Below are 18,676 nucleotides of genomic sequence, written 5' to 3'. Positions count from 1 at the left end.
CTGCGTCCCACCACGGCCTTCGCCCCGCCCACCGGCGAGACCGACGACCAGTATCCGTCCCGGACGTGCCCCACGCGACGGACGGGGCGGGGAACGGCAGGGTCCGCTCCCCGCCCCGGTGAGGGGACCGCGTCAGGCCGCCCCGATGCCGGCGGCCCCCACCGCGTCACGCCACGCCGCCCCACCCGCGACCGCCTGTCGCCGGCCGCGCACCGCCTTGGGCGGCATGCCCACCGCCAGGGCAACGGACAGCCGCTCGCCCGTGCGGTACGCGACGAGGCACCGGCGCGCGGCCAAGTCGCCGTCCACCACGGCCACTTCGTCGTGCCCGCGCAGATGGCCGTACGCCTGGACCCTCATGTCGTACTGGTCGGACCAGAAGTACGGCACGGGCACGAACGGCCTGCGCGCGTCCGGCGGGGCGAGCAGGTTGCGGGCGGCGGCCATGCCCTGCCCGGCGGCGTTCGTACGGTGCCCGATCCGCAATCGACGTCCCGAACAGCGGGTTGTCCCAACGGGCCATGTCCCGGGCCGCGTACGACCTGCCCGTCCCGCGCCGCGTAGCCGAGTTGCCCCTACAGCAGGTCGCGCGGCACCTCCTCGTTCCAGGTACGGGAGAACACCCGGCGGCCGGCCTCGTACGCGTCGAGGGTCGCGTCCACGAAGAAGTCCGTCTCGTCGCACCTCAGCCGGGTGTGCGTCACCACCCGTACGTCCCAGTCGTCCCGCTGGAACGTCATGGTCCAGGTGGACTCACCGCTGACCGAGGTGAAGTCGTCGGCGACCGCCGTGTAGCGCTCGTGGGCGCGGCGGCCGGCCTCGAGGTCGATGTCCTCGAAGCGGACCGTGCCCCGGTCCTTCATGATGTCCAACTCGGCGCGGTAACCGACCAGGTCCCGCTTGACCTCCCAGCGCTCCTCCGGGGGCGTCACCTGGCTCGTGGTGAGCGGGGGCGCGCCCTCGGGCTCGCCGAACGGCGATGCCGGCACCTCGTCCGGTTCCTCGACCGGCCGCACCGGCAGGGTGAGCGTGCTGGAGTGCTCGTGGACGCTCAGCAGGACCGGCTTCGGCGGGGGCCAGGCCAGCGGCCAGTAGGACGTGGAGAGGGAGAGCCGGATGCGGTGGCCCGGCGGGAACGCCTGCGCCACCCCGTTCAGCGGGATGCTGGCGCGGTACCGGCGGCCCGGCTCCAGCGGCTCGGGGGACTCCGTGCTGTCACGCCGGGTCAGGTTCAGAATGCCGTACGAGACGCGGGTCGCGGCGCCGTCGGGGCTCACGTCCGACAGCCGCGCGGCCACCATGGCGACCGGCTCGCTGACCGACAGGTCGAGTTCCACGGTCGGCGAGCCGAGGATCTCCACCTGCTCCGTCAGGGGCTCGGTGTCGAAGACGAGGGAACCGCCGTCCTCCTCGCGCTGGTCGTACGGCAGGTCCGGGGGCGCGTTGTAGGAGGCCCACTTGCCCGCGAACTGGCCTACCGACAGCGGGGACCGCACGGTCAGAGCGTCGCCGTCGGGTGCCTCGTCCCGGTCGGCCGGCTCCCGCGGCGGTTCGATCGTGTGCCGGGTGAGCGGGTGGACGACCTGCCGGACGTGCGGGGAGGGCCAGTCCGGTTCACCGACCCAGCGCCCCGGCCGCTCCTCGTACGCGGTGGAGGGCGGGACGCTCTCCTGCATCCACGTGCGCAGCATCGGGCCGTCCATCACGCCGTTGTCGACGCCCTTGAGCCAGTGGTCCCACCACCGCACGAGCTCCTGGAGGTAGCCGATGGCGGGGCCGGGCTCCCCGAGGTGGGGGAACTTGTGCGACCAGGGACCGATCAGGCCCTTGCGCGGCACGTCCAGGTTGCCGAGCAGCCGGGTCACGGCGTTGGAGTAGCCGTCCGCCCAGCCGCTGGATGCCAGGACCGGGCAGCGCACGGCCGTGTAGTCCTCGCACACCGAGGCGTGCCGCCAGTAGTCGTCGCGGCGCTGGTGGCGCAGCCACTCCAGCACCCAGGGCTCGGTGTTCTCCAGCCGTTCGTGCCACATCTCGCGCCAGCGGTCGCCGACCACGGCCGGGTCGGGCGGGCAGGTGCCGTAGGCGAACATGGTGCCCGCCTCGGCCAGGTTGTCCGACAGCAGGGCGCCGCCCATGTAGTGCATGTCGTCGGCGTGCCGGTCGTCGGTGAAGGACGCGATGGCGATGGCCTTCAGGCTCGGCGGCCGGCGGGCCGCCACCTGGAGCGCCGCGAACGCGCCCCAGGAGATGCCCATCATGCCCGTGCCGCCGTCGCACCAGGGCTGTTCCGCCAGCCAGGCCAGCACCTCCTCGGCGTCCGCCTGCTCCCGCTCCAGGTACTCGTCGCGCAGCACCCCTTCGGAGTCACCGGTGCCGCGCAGGTCGACACGGACGCAGGCGTAGCCGTGCCCGGCGAGATACGGGTGGTGGATCGAGTCGCGTACGGCCGTCAGGTCGCGCTTGCGGTACGGGATGTACTCCAGCACCGCGGGCACCGGCTCCTGGTCCGAGGAGGTCGGGCGCCAGATGTGCGCGGAGAGCCGGACCCCGTCCGACATCGGGATCGTGACGTGCTCTTCTTCCTTCGTCGCGTACGGCAGGTTGGTCACGTAACGCATGGAACCCACGTGCTCCTTACTTCTCGTGGGACTTCACTCCTGCGGGTTTCACTCCTGCCGGTTTCACTCCGGCGGGGCTTCGTCGAAGGCGAGGCCCAGGGCGGCCACGCAGTGGTCGTACTTCTCCCGCAGCTCCTCCTCGTCCGCCCCACCGGTGAAGATGTGCGCCAGCTCGTAGCTGTAGCTGTCCTGTCCGGGGAGCTCCGAGAGCCTGTCACCCTCTTCGGGAATCACCTCGATGCGCACGCCGGGGGTCTCCCGCTCGATGCGGGCGATCTCCTCGGGCCCGGGGACCCGGCGCACCACACCGTCGGTGAACCAGCGGTGGTACCACTTCGCGGCCATCGCGTACGGGCCCTCGCGGTGCGGCATACGCGGGTCCTCGCCGAGGGCGAGGCTCAGCATGCAGTGGTGGTTGGGCACGCCGTCGACGTACTGGAACAGTTCCGCGTGCGACTGGGAGTGCCGAGGGTTGATCTCCAGCAGGTTGATCTCGTCGGTTCGCGGGTCGTAGAAGTACTCGATGCTGAAGGTGGCCGAGTCCATGCCGATCTGCCGCATCACGCGCTCGCTGACGTCGTGGAGCTGGGCGATCACCGGCGGCGGCAGAGTGGAGGGGTACTGGTGCCGCAGGAAGCAGGGGGAGTCCGGGTACTGGATGGAGTCCAGGACCCCGTACACGGTCACCTCGCCCTGGTGGACATAGCCCTCCACGGCGACCTGGACGCCGGACATCGACTCCTCCGCCAGACAGACCTGGCCGCCCACGCCGTCCATCTCCGCCGGCAGGTCGATGCGTTCGAGGATGTGCTCGAAGGGGCGGCCGATACGGGCGATGCCCTCGCGGATCTTGGTGACGGCCGTGCGGAACTCCTCTTCGTCATCGACTCCGAAGGCGAGTTCCGAGGAGTACGAGAGGGCCGGCTTGACCCACATGGGGAAGGTCACGTTCCGCGGCGGGCGGGGCGGCTCGGCCGACAGGTCCACCCTGTCGAAGCCCGGGTGCCGGTCGGTCGCCTTCTGCTGCTCCAGCCGGCTCCAGTACTTGTGCTCGCACTTGACCACCGACTCCAGGCTCGTGCTGCGGGTACCGTACTGCTCGCTCAGCATGGGGACGAGGGTGCTGACCGGGAAGTCCCAGTAGCCGACGATCGCGTCGATGCTTCCGTCGAACGCGTCCAGCACGCCCCTGGCCTTGTCGAACAGCGTGGGCAGGTGCACCTCGCCCAACTGGAGTTCCTCGATGGTCAGCAGCTGGTGAAAGCGCAGCCGATCGGCTCCGGGCACCTGCCGGAGCACCGGCAGGTTGGCCTCGTCGAGCCCGATCACGAAGACGTTCTTCACCGACTCGTCAGGCATAACTCTCCTTGGTCACGGGTCTCCTCACGATGTACGGAAACCGGCCGGCCGGCCGATCCCGCAAGGGCGGCGGAGTACCCCTCCCACGTGCCGTCATTCGGCTGCGGCGCGTCGCCAGGCCATGACCGTCTTCGAGCCCCGGCTCAGAAAGACGTCTCGTCGGGCAGTGACTGCTCGGCCCAGATGGTCTTGCCCGTGGGGGTCTGGCGGCTGCCCCATCGCTCGGACAGCTGGGCGACGAGGAGCAGACCGCGTCCGCCCTCGTCGAAGACGCGGGCCCGGCGCAGGTGCGGCGCGGTGTTGCTGCCGTCCGACACCTCGCAGATGAGGGTCGTGTCGCGGATCAGCCGCAGTTCGATGGGGGCGCCGCCGTACCGCAGCGCGTTGGTGACGAGCTCGCTGACGATCAGTTCCGTGGTGAACGCCGCCTCCGTCAGGCCCCAGGCGGCCAGCTGTTCGCCCGCCGTCTTGCGGGCCCGGGCCACGGCCGCCGGGTCCGGCGGCAGCTGCCAGGTGCGCACCCGCCCGGCGTCGAGCGCGGCGGTCCGGGCCAGCATCAGCACGACGTCGTCGGCGGGCCGGCCGACCAGCACCGTGCGCAGTACGTGGTCGCACGTTTCCTCCAGCGTGCCGGCCGGGCTGCCCAACGCCCGGCGCAGCAAGCCGATCCCGACCTCGATGTCGTGGTCGGCGGCCTCGATCAGCCCGTCGGTGTAGAGGGCGAGCAGGCTGTCCTCCTCCAGCTCCACCTCGACGGCCTCGAACGGCAGGCCGCCCAGACCCAGCGGCGGCCCGGCCGGCAGATCGAGGAACCGGAACTCGCCGTCGGCCGTGACCAGCGCGGGCGACGGATGCCCGGCGCGGGCCACGGTGCAGCGCCGGGACACCGGGTCGTACACCGCGTACAGGCAGGTGGCGCCGACCTGCCCCGACGGCTCGGCCGCCCGCCCGCGCACCTCCGGGCCCTCTTCCCGGTCGAGCCGGATGACGAGGTCGTCCAGCTGGGTGAGCAGCTCGTCGGGGGCGAGATCGACGTCCGCCAGCGTCCGTACCGCGGTCCGCAGACGGCCCATCGTGGCCGAGGCGTGGATGCCGTGGCCCACCACGTCACCCACGACCAGCGCGACCCGGGCGCCGGACAGCGGGATCACGTCGAACCAGTCGCCTCCGATGTCCGCTCCCGAACCGGTCGGCAGGTAGCGGTAGGCGACCTCCATCGCCGCGAGGTCCGGGGGCCGGTCGGGGAGGAGACTGCGCTGGAGCGCCAGCGCCGTCCGGCGTTCACGGGTGTAGCGCCGGGCGTTGTCCACGCTCACCGCCGCCCTCGCGACGATCTCCTCCGCGAGCAGCAGGTCGTCCTCGCTGAAGGACTCCGGCGTGCGGTGCCGCAGGAAGTGCACCAGGCCCAGGGTCACCCCCCGGGCGCGCAGCGGCACCAGCATCACCGAGTGGATCATGTGCCGGGCCACGGTCTCGGCACGGGCCGGCGAGGACCTGATCCACTCCCGCAGCCCCGGGTCGCCCGGCCGGTGCCGGGCGCCCCGCCCGGCGGCCAGCGTCCGCGCGGGCAGCGTGCCCACGGGGTAGAGCGTGGTGTCGCCCGTGGCGATCACCGACTCCGGGCAGCCCGGAAGCACCGACCGCTGCGCGGTGCGGCGCACGGTGACCGGCGCGTCCGTCGGCACCGGTCGCGGCTCGTCGCCCAGGGCGACGGACTCCAGCAGGTCCACGGTGACGAAGTCCGCGAACCCGGCCACGGCCACCTCCGACAGCTCGTCGGCCGTCAGGGCCACGTCCAGCGTGCTCCCGATGCGCAGGGCGGCGTCGTTGAGCACCGCCAGCCGGCGGCGGGCCCAGTACTGCTCCGTGGTGTCGAAGACGGTCGCGGACACGCCCTGCACCGCACCGGTCTCGTCCTTCAACGGCGACATGAACATCGACCAGGCGTGCGGCCGGGTCTCGCCCGGGGCCTTGCTGTGGTCCTCGTGGAAGATCATCTCGCCGGTGCGCAGGACCTGCCGCTGGAGGCGGTCGTACTCGTCGAAGGGCGGGTGGGGCTCGATCTCCCACAGGGTCAGGCCCTTCATCTCCTCCTCGGACCTGCCCATCACCTCGGTCATGATCTCGTTGGCGGCGACCAGCCTCGCGTCCCGGTCGTAGACCGCCACGGGAACCGGGAGCTGGGAGAGCGTGAGGTCCCACAGGGGCACGGTCCGCCGGGCGGGCCGCCCGGCCGTGGGCGCCGGCACGGTGCCGGTCACGAGCCAGAGCCGCCCGCCGGCCGCGTCGAGGAGCGGAGTTCCCTTCAGCCGGACCACCACGCGGTCGCCGTCGCGGTGCCGGAGCGCCACCTCACCGGACCATCGCTGCCCGTCGGCCACGTGCCGCCTCGTGGACTCCGGGAGCGCCGCGGCGAGCAGCCCGGTGACGGACCTGCCGACGATCTCGGCGGGTTCGTAGCCGAGCAGCCGGCGAGCGCCGTCGCTCCACACCGTGATCGCTCCACCGGCGTCGACGACGACCGCCAGGTCCTCCGGTACGCGTCCCTCCACGGTGCCTCCGGATGTGACGCCCTTACGGCCCCCCGGCCATCATGTCAGGGAGAGGCGCCGGGTACCCGTTGCGGGCTTTCCCCAGTGGAAGCGGCCGTGCCGCTGTTCAGGCGGCCAGGCGGTCCACCAGCAGGAACCCGCTGATGACGATCATCATCACGCCGGAGACGCGTGTCACCGCCCAGGCCGTCGAGGGCCTGGTCCTCAGGCCGGTTCAGCAGCAGCGCCTTCGGGTTGAGCCCGCTGGTCCCGGCTCCCTCGAGCGTGATCCGCAACCGGGAGGAGCCAAAAACGCCGCCAATGTCGTCATGCCCCTGGATCTGTCCCTCTCGCGTGCTCTGCTCCGTGAGGAAGGTTTGGCCGGATCCGCCCGTACGTGTCCCCTTCTTTTCTCCTTGATCGCGGAATCTGGGGCAAAATCTTCTCCATGGATGCCCTGGACCGGAAAATTCTTACCGAGCTGCAGTTGGACGGCCGTCTCACGGTCACCGAGCTGGCCGCCCGCGTGAAACTGAGCGTCTCGCCCTGCCACCGCCGGCTGCGCGACCTCGAACGCGAGGGCGCGATCCGCGGGTACCGGGCGGTCGTCGACCCGGCCGCCGTGGGCCTCACCTTCGAAGCACTCGTCTTCGTCACCCTGCGCATGGAGGACGCCGACACCGTCTCCGCGTTCGAGGAGGGTGTGGCCGCCGTTCCGCACGTGCTCCAGGCCCAGCGGCTCTTCGGCGATCCCGACTACCTGCTGCGCGTCGCCACCACCGACCTGACAGCCTTCCAGCAGCTCTACGACCAGCAGCTCGCCCGGCTGCCCGGCGTCCAGCGCCTGAACTCCACCCTGGTCATGAAACACGTCGTCGACGACCGGCCGCTGCCCGAATGACCAGGGCCTCGGACCGGGGGCGGGCCCGTGCGCCCCCGGTCAACTACCGGTGCGCTGCCCGGCAACAGGCGGCACGGCGGCCGTCCTAACGTGTCCGCGTCCCCTCCGCCAGCCATCCGGAAACGAGGAAACAGCGCATGCCGTACATCACCGTGGGCCAGGAGAACTCCACTTCCATCGATCTCTACTACGAGGACCACGGATCCGGGCAGCCGGTCGTCCTCATCCACGGTTTCCCGCTCGACGGGCACTCCTGGGAGCGGCAGACCGCCGCCCTGCTCGCCGCCGGCCACCGCGTGATCACGTACGACCGGCGTGGTTTCGGCCAGTCCTCCCAGCCGACGACCGGCTACGACTACGACACCTTCGCGGCCGACCTGAACACCGTGATGGAGACCCTCGACCTGCGGGACGCCGTGCTCGTCGGGTTCTCGATGGGTACCGGCGAGGTCGCCCGGTACGTGTCCAGGTACGGCTCCGCCCGGGTCGCCAAGGTCGCCTTCCTCGCCTCGCTGGAGCCCTGCCTGCTCAAGTCCGACGACAACCCGGACGGGGTCGCCCCGAAGGAGTTCTTCGACGGGGTCGTCGCGGCCGTCAAGGCGGACCGCTACGCGTACTACACCGCCTTCTACGAGGACTTCTACAACCTCGACGAGAACCTCGGCAGCCGGATCAGCGAGGAGGCCGTCCGCAACAGCTGGAACGTCGCCGCGGGCGGCGGCTTCCACGCGGCGGCCGCCGCCCCGTCGACCTGGTACACCGACTTCCGGGCCGACATCCCGGCGATCGACGTGCCGGCCCTGATCCTGCACGGCACCGGCGACCGCATCCTGCCCGTGGAGGGCACCGCGAGGCCGTTCCACAAGGCTCTGCCCGCCGCGGACTACGTGGAGATCGAGGGCGCCCCGCACGGTCTGCTCTGGACCCACGCGGAAGAGGTCAACTCGGCGCTGCTCGCCTTCCTGGAGAAGTGAATTCTTCCTCCGATTCCTCCTGGACCGGCCAGGTCCGGGATGGTGACATCGACAGGGCCGGCATCTGACCACAATCGCCGGCCCTGAACGATGCCCAGGGGAGAACCAGGTGCCCGTCGTCCTTTCCACCGCGTCACTGCCGGCCGCCGACCGCGGCGAGCGATGGCACCACGCGGTGTCCCGGACCTTCGTACCGCTGGACGTCCAGCTCCTCGAGGACGCCCCGTCACCCGGGCGGATCGTCACCGAGAAGCTGGGGTCCTTACGGGTGGCGCAGGTCCAGGCCGGCCCGCAGGTGGTGACGCGCAGCGGGCGGCTGGTCCGGGACGGGAACCGGTTCCTCATCCTGACCCTCCAGCAGCGGGGCAGCGCCCTGAAGGAACAGGACGGCAGACAGGCGCTGATCGAGCCCGGCGACTTCTCCCTCTCCGACTCCTCCCGGCTGTTCAGGAAGAGAGTGCAGAGCAGGTTCTGCTTCACCTCCTTCCACTTCCCCCGCGAGGATCTCCACGTCCGGGACGAGGACCTGCGGGCGCTGACCGCCACCGCGTTCTCCGGCCGGGACGGCGGTGCCGCGCTGGTGGCGACCTACTTCGCGCGCCTGGCCCGCGAGGCGGGGAGTTTCGACGCCCTCGTCGGCCGGCAGTTCGCCGCCACCGCGCTCGACCTGCTGGCGCTGCTGATCAACGAGAGACGCGGCCGCTTCGCGCCCCAGGCACCGGAGACCGCCGCCGCGACCCTCGTGCGCGTGAAGGACCACATCCTGCGCCATCTCTGCGACCCCGAGCTGTCACCGCCCGGGATCGCCGCCGCGCACTTCATGTCGGTCCGCTACCTCCACAAACTGTTCCAGCTGGAGGGCGCGACGGTGGGGGAGTGGATCCGCGCCCAGCGGCTGGAGCGGTGCCGCCAGGACCTGCTGCGGGCCGCGGCCCTCGGGCAGGGCGTCGCGACCGTCGCCCGGCGCTGGGGCTTCGTGAGCCCCAGCCACTTCAGCCGCGCATTCCGCGCGGCCTACGGTGTGACGCCCCGCGAATGGCAGACACACGGCCTGTCCGGCACCGGGCAGAAGCACAGGTGAGACGGAAGGAACGCCTCCGCGAACCGACCCGTTGCACAGGAGTTCGCCACGTCACCGGCCAGAGGAGCATCGTGCCTGACACGTCCACCGCCCTGCGGCGCCCCGCTCCCCGGCGCCCCGCTCCCCGGCGCCCCGCTCCCCGTGTCACAGCGTGAAGCGGGGCGGTGGCGCCGGCCGTCCCCCGGCCAGAGCGGCGAGGCCGGTCCGGGCGTCCTCCCTGACCTCCGCGGGGACGAGGCCCTCCAGCCAGAGCACGGCGCGGTACTCGGCGGCGGCCTCGGCCCGCTCCCCGAGGCGGGCCAGCGCGTGGGCCAGGTGGAGGTGGACCTTGCTCGCCTGCTTGTGCCAGCCGCGTGCGTCGAACTGCCCGCGAATGCCCCGCAGCGCGTCGGCCGCCTCCCGCCAGTCGCCCCGGTCGAGATGGACGAACGACACCGAGTAGACGGCGGACAGGGTGGTGAAGTCCCGTACGTTGGGCGGGATCCGGTCGCGGTGACGGGGGTCCGCGAGCGTCTCCATGATGCCCCGGTAGGTCTCGACGGCCTCCTGCGGGCGACCCGTCGCGCGCATCAGCCTGACCACCCCGCAGCAGACCTGGAGGTACCCGTTGACGTCGTCCGCCTCCGTGAACAGCTCCATGGCGCGCCGGTAGTGGTCGGCGGCCGGCGGCAGGTCGTCGACGGCGTCCCGCAGCCAGCCGAGATAGGCGTGCGCCCAGGCCTGCTGGAGGGTGTCCCCGGCCCCCTCGGCCAGACACAGCGCGCACAGGGCCGCGTCCACCGCCTCGTGGTGACGGCGGGCGCAGGCCCAGTACGCCCAGGCGAGGTAGTTGCGGTGGGTCGCCTCCAGCCCGGCGTCCCCGAGCGCGGCTCCCGCCGCGGCGGCACGCTCGTAGACCTCGACCCAGTGGCCCCAGGACACCCAGTGGTCGGAGAACCAGTGCATGGCCTCCGCGACTTCGGCGACCCTGGTGTGCTCGCCGGCCGCCGCCGCCTCGCGGAACGCGGCCAGCCAGGAGTCGCCCTCCGTCCTGATCCAGCGCGCCGCCTGCTCCCGGTCGTCGAGGGCGACCAGCCGGCCCGGGTCCGCCGGCGGCATGCCGTAGTCCGGTTCGTACCAGCGGCCCGCGAGGACGGCCGTGTCCAGCAGCCAGTGCCGCAGCCGCGACCGGGCGGCGAGCGACCCCTCCGTACCGTCCTCCGCGCGGTGGCGGGACGCCGCGTACAGCCGCAGCAGATCGTGCAGCCGGTAGCGGTCCTGACGGGCCGTCAACAGCAGCCCCGCCTCCAGCAGTTCCTCCAGGAGGTCCTCCGCCTCGGGCAAGGAGACTCCCGCGAGCACGGCGGCCGGCGGGACACCGAAGTCCCCGCCCGGCACGAGCGACAGCAGCCGGAACATGCGGGCGGCCTCGGGCGCGAGACGCGAGTAGGACAGTGCGAAGGCGGAGTTGACCCGCAGGTCGCCCGCGCTCAGCGCATCCAGCCGGCGGTCCTCGTCGGCCAGCCGGTCGGCGAGCCGGCGCAGGCTCCAACTGGTGCGGGTGGCGGCCCAGTTCGCGGCCACCCGCAGGGCCAGGGGGAGATGACCGCACAGCTCGGTCACGACGTTCGCGGCCGCGGGCTCGGCGTCCACCCGTCCCGTGCCCACGACGGCCCGCAGCAGCGCGGCGGACTCCTGGCGGTTCAGCGCCCCGAGTTCGACGCGCCGTACGCCCTCCAGACCGGCGAGGGTACGGCGGCTCGTCACCACCACGAGCAGGCGGCCCTCGCGCGGGAGCAACGGCCTGATCTGGTCCTCGCTGCCGGCGTTGTCCAGCACCAGGACCGCGCGGAGCCGGGCGGAGAGGTCGCGGTAGCGGGCGAGAAGCTCCTCGGCGCCGAGTCCGGCCAGCTCGGCGTCCGGCACGCCCCAGGAGCCGAGCAGCCCCGACAGCACCTGGTCGGCCGGCAACGGACGTTCGTCCAGGCCTCGCATGTCGACCAGGAACGCTCCGTCGGGGCACGAGGACGTCAGCCCCTCGGCCAGCCGGACCGCCAGTGTGGTCTTGCCGCTTCCGGGCGGGCCGTACACGACGGCGGCCGGGGGAGCGGGGGCGTCCCGCCCCTCCCCGCCCTCGGCGGCCTCCCGCGCGAGGGCGCGCAGCTCCGCCAGTTCCCCCTGCCGGCCGACGAAGTCGCGCACGCCCCTCGGCAGCGTGTGGGGCGAGACCCTGACCGACTCCGCCTGCTGCGGCCCGGGCCGGGCGGCGCGTGCCGCGGCCAGCAGCCGCGCGTGCGCCGGTTCGTCCAGCTCCAGGCCCTGGGCGAGCGCGGTGACCGTGCCGCGGTGCGGACGCCGGCTCCGGCCCCGCTCCATGTCCCCGATGGCCCGCCCCGAGACGCCCGACGCCTCGGCCAGCTCCTCGATCGTCAGCCGCCGGTCCTGCCGCAACTCCCGCAGTAACCGCCCGAACGGCCCCGCGGGCCCCCCACCACTGCCCACCGCGCGATCATACGTCGGCCGGCCGGACGCCCTCCTCCCCGTGGCCCTGAAGGGGGATCAGCCCGCGGCGTGTCCGCCGATGACGGCGTGGGCGTAGAGGATGCCGAGGCCGTAGGCGCCGCCGTATCGGGTCACCACGTCCGTCACCGCGTCGTACGTGTCGGACCGGGCCCAGTCGCGCTGGAGTTCCAGCAGCACCTGCACCCAGGTGACCGGGACCGCCCCGGCCTGGATCATGCGCTGGATCGCGTGCTCGTGTGCCTGTGGGCTGACACCGCCGGACGCGTCGGTGACGACGTACACCTCGTAGCCCTGGGCGAGGGCGGAGAGCGCGGGCAGGACGACGCAGACCTCGGTCCACAGGCCCGCGATGACGAGCTTCTCGCGGCCGGTGGCCTTGACCGCCTCGACGAAGTTCACGTCCTCCCAGGCGTTCATCGAGGTCCGGTCGACGGCCTTGTGCTCCGGGAACACCTCGGCCAGCTGCGGCAGCAGGGGACCGGAGAACGACTCGGCGGCCACGGTGCTCAGCACGACCGGCACGTCGAAGGCCCGGGCGGCTCTGGCCAGACCCACGGTGGAGTTGATGATGGCGGTGCGGTCGCCGCTGCCGGTGCCGAAGAACATCTGCGGCTGGTGGTCCACGAACAGCACCGCGCAGTTGTCCGGGGTGAGCAGGTCCGGGCTGGGGGCGGCGGTGACCTCGGCGATGTCGACCATGCGGGTGAGCCTCTCTTCGGTGAGCGGAGACCGGGGTTCGTCCGGTTCGCTCATCACGCTAGGCAGCCCGCGCGGGCACCGGCGGGCTTCGGCTCCTGCCGTGCGCGGTGGGGACAGCGGAGGTGCGCCGAGGGTCAACGGCTCTGCCGGCGTCACCCGTCGGACAAGCCGGCGGCCGCCTCCGCTTCCGCGTCGGCGGCCGAACCGGTCGTCACTGTCCGGGCGTTCAGAACTTCGGGCGAGGTGCCTGCGCCTCCACGAGTTCCGTCGCCTCCGCCTCCGTCTCGACCGACGGCGGAGAGCCCGCCAGGGGCTTGTTGGCGGTCTCCCGCATGCACAGCACGGCGATGACGCCGATGACCGCGGCGCCCGTGGCGTAGTAGGCGGGCATCAGGGTCGAGTCGAACGCGCTGATCAGGGCGGTGATCACCAGGGGCGTCGTGCCGCCGAACACCGAGGTGGCCAGGTTGTAGGCGACCGAGAGCGACCCGTACCGCACATGGGTGGGGAATATCGCCGGGAGCGCCGCCGACATCGTGCCGAGCATCGTCACCAGCGACAGCCCGAGCAGCAGCAGGCCCAGGGTGATGAGGACGACGCTGCCCTGCCGGATGAGCAGGAAGGACGGCAGCGACAGGACGAGGAACCCGAGCATCCCCGTCATCAGCAGCGGCCTGCGCCCGAAGCGGTCCGAGAGCCGCCCGACCTGGTTGATGACGCACATCTGGAGCACCATCACGAGGAGCAGGATCAGCAGCCCGTGGTTGGTGCCGTAGCCCAGTTCGTCGGACAGGTACGTCGGCATGTACGAGAGCAGCATGTAGTCGGTGATGTTGTACGCCGCGACGAGCGCGAGGCACAGCAGCAGCGGCCGCCAGTAACGGGTGAAGATCCTGCCGAGGTCGCCGGTGGCCGAGGTCTCCACGGCCTCGGCGGCCTCGCTCGCCTTGACCTGGCCGCCCTCCAGCTTCTGAAAGGCGGGCGTCTCGTCCAGCTTGAGCCGCAGGTAGAGGCCGATGAGGCCGAGCGGCGCCGCGACCAGGAACGGGATGCGCCAGCCCCACTGAAGCATCTGGTCCGCGCTGAGGACCCTGTTGAGGACGACGACCAGGCCGGAGGCCCCGACGTAGCCGGCGAGCGTGCCCAGTTCGAGGAAGCTGCCGAAGTAACCGCGCCGCTTGTCGGGCGCGTACTCCGCGATGAACGTCGACGCGCCGCCGTACTCCCCACCGGTCGAGAAGCCCTGCACCAGCCGGAAGAAGATCAGCAGCGCCGGGGCCCAGAGACCGATGACGGCGTGCGAGGGCACGAGGCCGATGGCGAAGGTCCCCACCGCCATCATGATCATAGTGAGGGACAGGATGCGCTTGCGCCCGACCTTGTCGCCGAGCGGACCGAACACCATCCCGCCGAGCGGACGCACCAGGAAGGCCACCGCGAACGTCGCGAACGAGCTGAGCAGTTGGGCGGTGTCGTTCCCCGAGGGGAAGAAGACCTTCCCGATGGTCGACGCCAGATAGCTGTAGATGCCGAAGTCGTACCACTCCATCGCGTTGCCGAGGGCGGCGGCCTTCGTCGCGCGTTTGACCGCCGCCTCGTCGGTCACGGTGATGTCGCTGCGGCGCAGCTTCGGGTGCCGTCGTTTCTCGATCGCCCGGAACAGCATCCGGTGTCGTCTCACGGCTGCGGGATCCACCGACTCTTCATTGTCGGGCGCCGCCATCAGTCGTTCCTTTCGCCGGTCGTCTCTCCCAAGCACAACGCCTGCACAGATCTCGCCCGCTCAAACTGACCCCTTCGCGCGGCGCCCGGACGACCACGGAGGGTGACGGGCGGGCGCTATGGGTGAGAGCCGCCGTCGGCCGCCGGCCGTGGTGTGGCGCGTGTCCCGCCGGGGAACCTGGTTCGCCATGGTGCGCACCTGGTGAGAGGAGCCCATGTGACAGCGTCAGCGGCGGGCGGCCGGGACCAGGGCGCGCAGGAGGCCGGGTACGAGCCGGACCCGCGCCGGTGGCGTGCCCTGTGGGTCACTCTCGTGGCCGGCTTCATGAGCCTGCTGGACGTCTCGATCGTGGTGGTGGCCCTGCCCTCCGTCCAGCGCGGTCTGCACGCCTCTCCCGCGCAGGTGCAGTGGGTGGTCTCCGGATACGCCCTCGCCTTCGCCCTCGCGCTCGTCACGGCCGGCCGCCTCGGGGACGCGCTGGACCGGCGCCGCATCTTCCTGCTGGCCCTCAGCGGCTTCGTGCTCTTCAGCGCGGCCTGCGGAGCCGCCCCGAACATCACGCTGCTGGTGGTGGCCCGCCTCGCCCAGGGACTGGCGGCCGGCTTCATGGCCCCGCAGAACTCCGCCCTCATCCAGCAGATGTTCCGGGGCGCCGAGCGCGGCCGCGCCTTCGGTTTCTTCGGCGCCACCGTCGGTATCTCCTCCGCCGTCGGACCGCTGGCCGGCGGCGTCATCCTCGCCCTGGCCTCCGGTGCCGGAGGCTGGCGGTGGCTCTTCTACGTCAACGTCCCCATCGGCATCCTCGCCGTCCTCCTCGGCCGCCGCCTGCTGCCCCGCACCCGGCCGTCCGGGCGGCAGCACGTGGACCTGCCGGGCGTCCTGCTGCTCGGCCTCGGCGTCCTGGCGCTCATGTACCCGCTGGTCCAGGCGGGCGCGGGCGGCATCGGCCGGCTGTGGTGGCTGTTCCCCGCCGGTGCCGCGATCCTCGGCGCCTTCGCGTGGTGGCAGCGCCGCCTGGTCACCCGGGGCATCCAGCCGCTGCTCGACCCGCGCCTGTTCACGACGGTGCGCGGCTACGCCGTCGGCGCCGGCGTCGGCACGCTCTACTTCGTCGGCTTCAGCGGCGTCTGGCTGGTCTTCGCGCTCTTCTACCAGGAGGGGCTGGGCTTCTCCCCGCTCCGGTCCGGTCTGGCCGTGACGCCCTTCGCGCTCGGCTCGGCCGTCGCGGCCGCGGTCGCCGGCCGGCTGGTGGACCGGCTCGGACGCGTCCTCACCGTGGGCGGCCTCGTGGCCGTGATCGTCGGCCTGGGCGGCACCGCGCTGCTGCTGCGCCTCGCCCCCCTCGACATCGCGCCCTGGGTCGCCGCCCCCGCGATGTTCCTCGGCGGCGTCGGCAGCGGCTGCGTGATCTCCCCCAACATCACCATGACGCTGCGCGACGTACCGGTGCACATGGCGGGCGCGGCGGGCGGCGCCCTGCAGACCGGGCAGCGGCTCGGCGCCGCGGTGGGCACCGCCGCCCTGCCCGGCCTCTTCTACCTCGTGCTCGGCGACGGCGACTACCGGGGCGCCCTCGTCACCGCACTCGGCGCCGGGCTCGTCGGCATGGCCGCGTCCCTCGCCCTCGCGACCTCCGACTGGAAGCACGACCGACGGATGCGCCAGGCACACGCGAAGTGCCCGGACGATGTGGCCAACAGCCCCATACACGCCCGGCAGAACTGATCCCTCGGCGCTCCCGCCGAGCACGGAACGGAGTCAGCCGGCCGCCAGAACGGCCGCCTCCTCCTTGCCGCCGGCCGCCTTGCCGCCGTCTCCCCTTACCGCCTTACCGTCGTCCGCGCTCTCCCTCGCGGTCAGAGGCAGGTAGGCGGTGATCTGCTTCCCCCTCGCGCGGGGTGCGACGGCGACCCGGTCGCTGACGGTGTGCACGAGACGCAGTCCGTGGCCGCCGACGCGGTACCGGTCCTCCCCCCGCACCGTGGGCTGCTTCGCCGAGGTGTCCCACACGGTGATGGCCAGCCTTCCTCGGAACAGCCGCAGGATCAGCTCACAGGGGCCGGGCGCGTGCCGGATGGCATTGGTGACCAGTTCGCTGACGACCAGTTCTGCGTCCACGGCCAAGGAGGCCGGAATCGGTTCGGGGGCGGTGTGCGGACCGTGGGCGAGGAAGGCGTGCAGGGCGAGGCGAGCGTCGAAGGCGCTTGCCGCGCCGTCGTCCCAGGCCGCGCCGAAGCGCAGCATGACGTGCTCGTCCGGGCCCTGCCGATCTGCCGCCTGCTTCCCAAGCGGAGTGACCATGCGGAGGCTCTTTCGTTGTGTTCGCCCCTTCCGGGGCAGCTTTCGACGTGCGTTTACCCGGGTGCGTACCACGCATACCCGGGCAGTCTCCGGACGCCCGCGAAAACCGCTCGGAGTGGCAGCAGTCACAGGGGGCTGGTTTCGGCCTCAGAGGGCACACGGGAATTCATGCCGGAGTGCGTCCCGCGGGGACGCGACGACAGCCGGCCGGGGAGGTCGAGCAGCGAGGAGGCGACGACATGGCAGGGCCGCAACGTACGGAGACCGCCGCGCCGCCATCCCCGGCCGTACCTGATGCCTCGCTGAACCGCGGGCTGGAGGCCATCGGAACCGGGGCCTACGTCGTGGACGAGGAGGGACGCATCCTCGCCGTCAACGCCCGCGCCCGGGACGTGCTGGCCCTGACCGCCGACGACATGCTCGGCCATGACGCGCACGACCTGCTGCACCGGGACTCCCACGGGCAGCCGCTGCCGAGGACCCGGTGCAGAATGCGGCAGGCCTTCCACGCCGGGCGGACCGCCCAGGCCATGGAGGACCACTTCGCCCGCGGAGACGGTTCCCTGCTCCCCATCTCCTGGCTGATCACTCCGTACGACACCGGGGACGACAGACCCGGCACCCTCGTGCTCTTCCACGCCGTCGAGGACACACCGGAGACCGGCCCGCGACCGGGGCCGGCGGCCCGGCCGTTGCCCGAGCTCGAACGGCTGGCCCTGCTGGCCGAGGCCACCGCGCAGCTGACCTCCACGCTCGACGTGGACGAGGCGCTGGAACGCCTGGTGAATCTGGTGGTGCCCCGGCTGGCGGACTGGGTGGTGATCGACCTGATCACCGAGCGGGACGAGGTGTGGCGTACCGCCGTCGTCCACGCCGAGGGCGACGCGCTCATGCACCGGGAGGACCTCCAGGGCCCCATGCCGCCCGTCCCGGAGGAATCCCCCATGCCCCTGTCGAGAGCCCTGCGCGGCGTGGCCTCCACCGTGGCCGGGCCCGGCACCTACCAGCGGACACCGGACTCCGGCATCGCGGTCGAGCAACGCCGTCTGTTCGACGTGACGGGGATGCACTCCGCCGCCATCGCGCCCATCCGCAGCACCCGCGCGGTCCTGGGCGCCCTGACCCTGGGCCGCGCCGACGACCCGGTCGCCTTCACCCCCGCCGACCTCCCCCTGGTCGAGGACATCGCGCGCCGGGCCGGCCTCGCCCTGGACAACGCCCGCCTCTACCAGCGTCAGCGCAAGGTCGCCGAGACCATGCAGAACCATCTGCTGCCCCAGATGCCGGGGGTCCCGGACCTGCAGATGACCGTCCGCTACCTGCCCGCACCCGACGCCTCACAGGTCGGTGGCGACTGGTACGACGCCTTCCCCCTGTCCGACGGGTCCACCGCCCTGGCCGTCGGAGACGTCGTCGGACACGACCTGGAGGCGGCGGCCGGCATGGCGCAGGTGCGCAACATGCTCCGCGCCTACGCCTGGTCCCAGCACGAACCGCCCAGCCGGATCGTCACACGGCTGGACGGAGCGCTCCAGCACATCACGGACGTCGACATGGCCACGATGGTCTTCGCCCGGATCGAGCCGGCGGACGACGGCCACTGGCAGCTGTCCTGGACCAACGCGGGCCATCCCCCGCCCCTGCTGATCAGCCGCGACGGCCTGGCGAGCTATCTCACCGAGGGACACGGCATCGTCCTGGGCGCCGGGGCCGCCGCCCCGCGCCCGGACGCCGTGACCCTGCTGCCGCCCGGATCCACCCTCGTGCTGTACACCGACGGCCTCATCGAAGCGCCCGGTCACTCCCTCGACGAGGGCCTGAACCGGCTGCGCCGGCACGCGGCCGCCCTCGCCCACCGCCCCCTCGCCTCCTTCACCGACCACTTGCTGCGCCGCGTCCGACCCGCCGACAACGACGACGACGTCGCCCTGCTGGCCCTGCGCACCCCCACCGCCGGGGCAGGTGCCGGCCGCCGGTGACCGGTGGC

The 18,676-nt window shown here is 72.2% G+C and carries 12 protein-coding genes and 1 pseudogene; 5 read left to right on the top strand and 8 right to left on the bottom strand.

The window, feature by feature from the left end; genetic code table 11:
• Positions 1 to 132: 132 nt before the first annotated feature.
• The 4 genes and pseudogenes from SSQG_RS04530 to SSQG_RS04515 all read right to left on the bottom strand — a co-directional run.
• Positions 133 to 538, bottom strand: a pseudogene (locus SSQG_RS04530) (oxidoreductase C-terminal domain-containing protein); the annotation flags it as partial.
• 37 nt (positions 539 to 575) lie between these two features.
• Positions 576 to 2,618 (bottom strand): CocE/NonD family hydrolase, encoded by a 2,043-nt coding sequence (locus SSQG_RS04525; RefSeq protein ID WP_003988530.1) that lies wholly within the window; start codon positions 2,616 to 2,618, stop codon positions 576 to 578.
• A 63-nt stretch (positions 2,619 to 2,681) separates the two neighbouring features.
• Positions 2,682 to 3,977 (bottom strand): ATP-grasp domain-containing protein, encoded by a 1,296-nt coding sequence (locus tag SSQG_RS04520; protein WP_003988529.1) that lies wholly within the window; start codon positions 3,975 to 3,977, stop codon positions 2,682 to 2,684.
• A 143-nt stretch (positions 3,978 to 4,120) separates the two neighbouring features.
• On the bottom strand, positions 4,121 to 6,529 hold the full coding sequence (locus SSQG_RS04515; RefSeq protein ID WP_003988528.1) for a SpoIIE family protein phosphatase: 2,409 nt from the start codon (positions 6,527 to 6,529) through the stop codon (positions 4,121 to 4,123).
• A gap of 427 nt (positions 6,530 to 6,956) precedes the next feature.
• Here SSQG_RS04515 and SSQG_RS04510 point away from each other — a divergent pair, with 427 nt between their 5' ends.
• The 3 genes from SSQG_RS04510 to SSQG_RS04500 all read left to right on the top strand — a co-directional run bounded on the left by SSQG_RS04510 (position 6,957) and on the right by SSQG_RS04500 (position 9,464).
• Positions 6,957 to 7,409, top strand: coding sequence for an Lrp/AsnC family transcriptional regulator (locus SSQG_RS04510; protein ID WP_003988527.1), 453 nt, complete (start codon positions 6,957 to 6,959; stop codon positions 7,407 to 7,409).
• Between the two features lie 137 nt (positions 7,410 to 7,546).
• Complete coding sequence (locus SSQG_RS04505) at positions 7,547 to 8,383, top strand: alpha/beta fold hydrolase (protein WP_003988526.1); 837 nt, start codon at positions 7,547 to 7,549, stop codon at positions 8,381 to 8,383.
• 109 nt (positions 8,384 to 8,492) lie between these two features.
• Positions 8,493 to 9,464 carry a helix-turn-helix domain-containing protein gene (locus tag SSQG_RS04500; RefSeq protein WP_003988525.1) on the top strand — a complete coding sequence of 324 codons (972 nt, stop codon included), beginning with the start codon at positions 8,493 to 8,495 and terminating at the stop codon, positions 9,462 to 9,464.
• A 144-nt stretch (positions 9,465 to 9,608) separates the two neighbouring features.
• On the opposite strand, the gene SSQG_RS04495 is transcribed toward SSQG_RS04500, so the two are convergent.
• The 3 genes from SSQG_RS04495 to proP form a co-directional block, all read right to left on the bottom strand.
• Entirely contained in the window at positions 9,609 to 11,945 is a 2,337-nt protein-coding gene (locus SSQG_RS04495; RefSeq protein ID WP_003988523.1) for a helix-turn-helix domain-containing protein, read from the bottom strand.
• A gap of 57 nt (positions 11,946 to 12,002) precedes the next feature.
• On the bottom strand, positions 12,003 to 12,665 hold the full coding sequence (locus tag SSQG_RS04490) for a hydrolase (protein WP_003988522.1): 663 nt from the start codon (positions 12,663 to 12,665) through the stop codon (positions 12,003 to 12,005).
• Positions 12,666 to 12,891: 226 nt separating this feature from the next.
• Positions 12,892 to 14,388: a glycine betaine/L-proline transporter ProP gene (gene proP / locus SSQG_RS04485; protein WP_003988521.1), complete on the bottom strand. Its 1,497-nt coding sequence runs from the start codon at positions 14,386 to 14,388 to the stop codon at positions 12,892 to 12,894.
• Positions 14,389 to 14,604: 216 nt separating this feature from the next.
• Here proP and SSQG_RS04480 point away from each other — a divergent pair, with 216 nt between their 5' ends.
• A complete protein-coding gene (locus tag SSQG_RS04480) occupies positions 14,605 to 16,113 on the top strand; it encodes an MFS transporter (protein ID WP_039931931.1) in 1,509 nt (502 codons plus the stop codon).
• A gap of 33 nt (positions 16,114 to 16,146) precedes the next feature.
• Here the strand turns inward: SSQG_RS04480 and SSQG_RS04475 are convergent, their stop codons facing one another.
• Positions 16,147 to 16,689, bottom strand: coding sequence for an ATP-binding protein (locus SSQG_RS04475; protein ID WP_003988519.1), 543 nt, complete (start codon positions 16,687 to 16,689; stop codon positions 16,147 to 16,149).
• Positions 16,690 to 16,928: 239 nt separating this feature from the next.
• Here SSQG_RS04475 and SSQG_RS04470 point away from each other — a divergent pair, with 239 nt between their 5' ends.
• Positions 16,929 to 18,668, top strand: a complete 1,740-nt coding sequence (locus tag SSQG_RS04470) for a SpoIIE family protein phosphatase (RefSeq protein ID WP_003988518.1) — start codon at positions 16,929 to 16,931, stop codon at positions 18,666 to 18,668.
• The last annotated feature ends 8 nt before the right edge of the window (positions 18,669 to 18,676 follow it).

The organism is Streptomyces viridochromogenes DSM 40736 (assembly GCF_000158955.1).
Classification (GTDB): domain Bacteria; phylum Actinomycetota; class Actinomycetes; order Streptomycetales; family Streptomycetaceae; genus Streptomyces; species Streptomyces venetus.
The sequence above is the reverse complement of the archived record's forward strand: the minus strand, read 5'-3'. Positions and strand labels throughout refer to the sequence as shown.

What these genes read in the sequence shown, in the direction of transcription:
- SSQG_RS04505 (WP_003988526.1), top strand. Translation starts at nt 7,547, where the DNA reads ATGCCGTACATCACCGTGGGCCAGGAGAACTCCACTTCCATCGATCTC.
- SSQG_RS04490 (WP_003988522.1), bottom strand. Translation starts at nt 12,665, where the DNA reads ATGGTCGACATCGCCGAGGTCACCGCCGCCCCCAGCCCGGACCTGCTC.
- proP (WP_003988521.1), bottom strand. Translation starts at nt 14,388, where the DNA reads ATGGCGGCGCCCGACAATGAAGAGTCGGTGGATCCCGCAGCCGTGAGA.
- SSQG_RS04510 (WP_003988527.1), top strand. Translation starts at nt 6,957, where the DNA reads ATGGATGCCCTGGACCGGAAAATTCTTACCGAGCTGCAGTTGGACGGC.
- SSQG_RS04525 (WP_003988530.1), bottom strand. Translation starts at nt 2,618, where the DNA reads ATGCGTTACGTGACCAACCTGCCGTACGCGACGAAGGAAGAAGAGCAC.
- SSQG_RS04520 (WP_003988529.1), bottom strand. Translation starts at nt 3,977, where the DNA reads ATGCCTGACGAGTCGGTGAAGAACGTCTTCGTGATCGGGCTCGACGAG.
- SSQG_RS04470 (WP_003988518.1), top strand. Translation starts at nt 16,929, where the DNA reads ATGGCAGGGCCGCAACGTACGGAGACCGCCGCGCCGCCATCCCCGGCC.
- SSQG_RS04475 (WP_003988519.1), bottom strand. Translation starts at nt 16,689, where the DNA reads ATGGTCACTCCGCTTGGGAAGCAGGCGGCAGATCGGCAGGGCCCGGAC.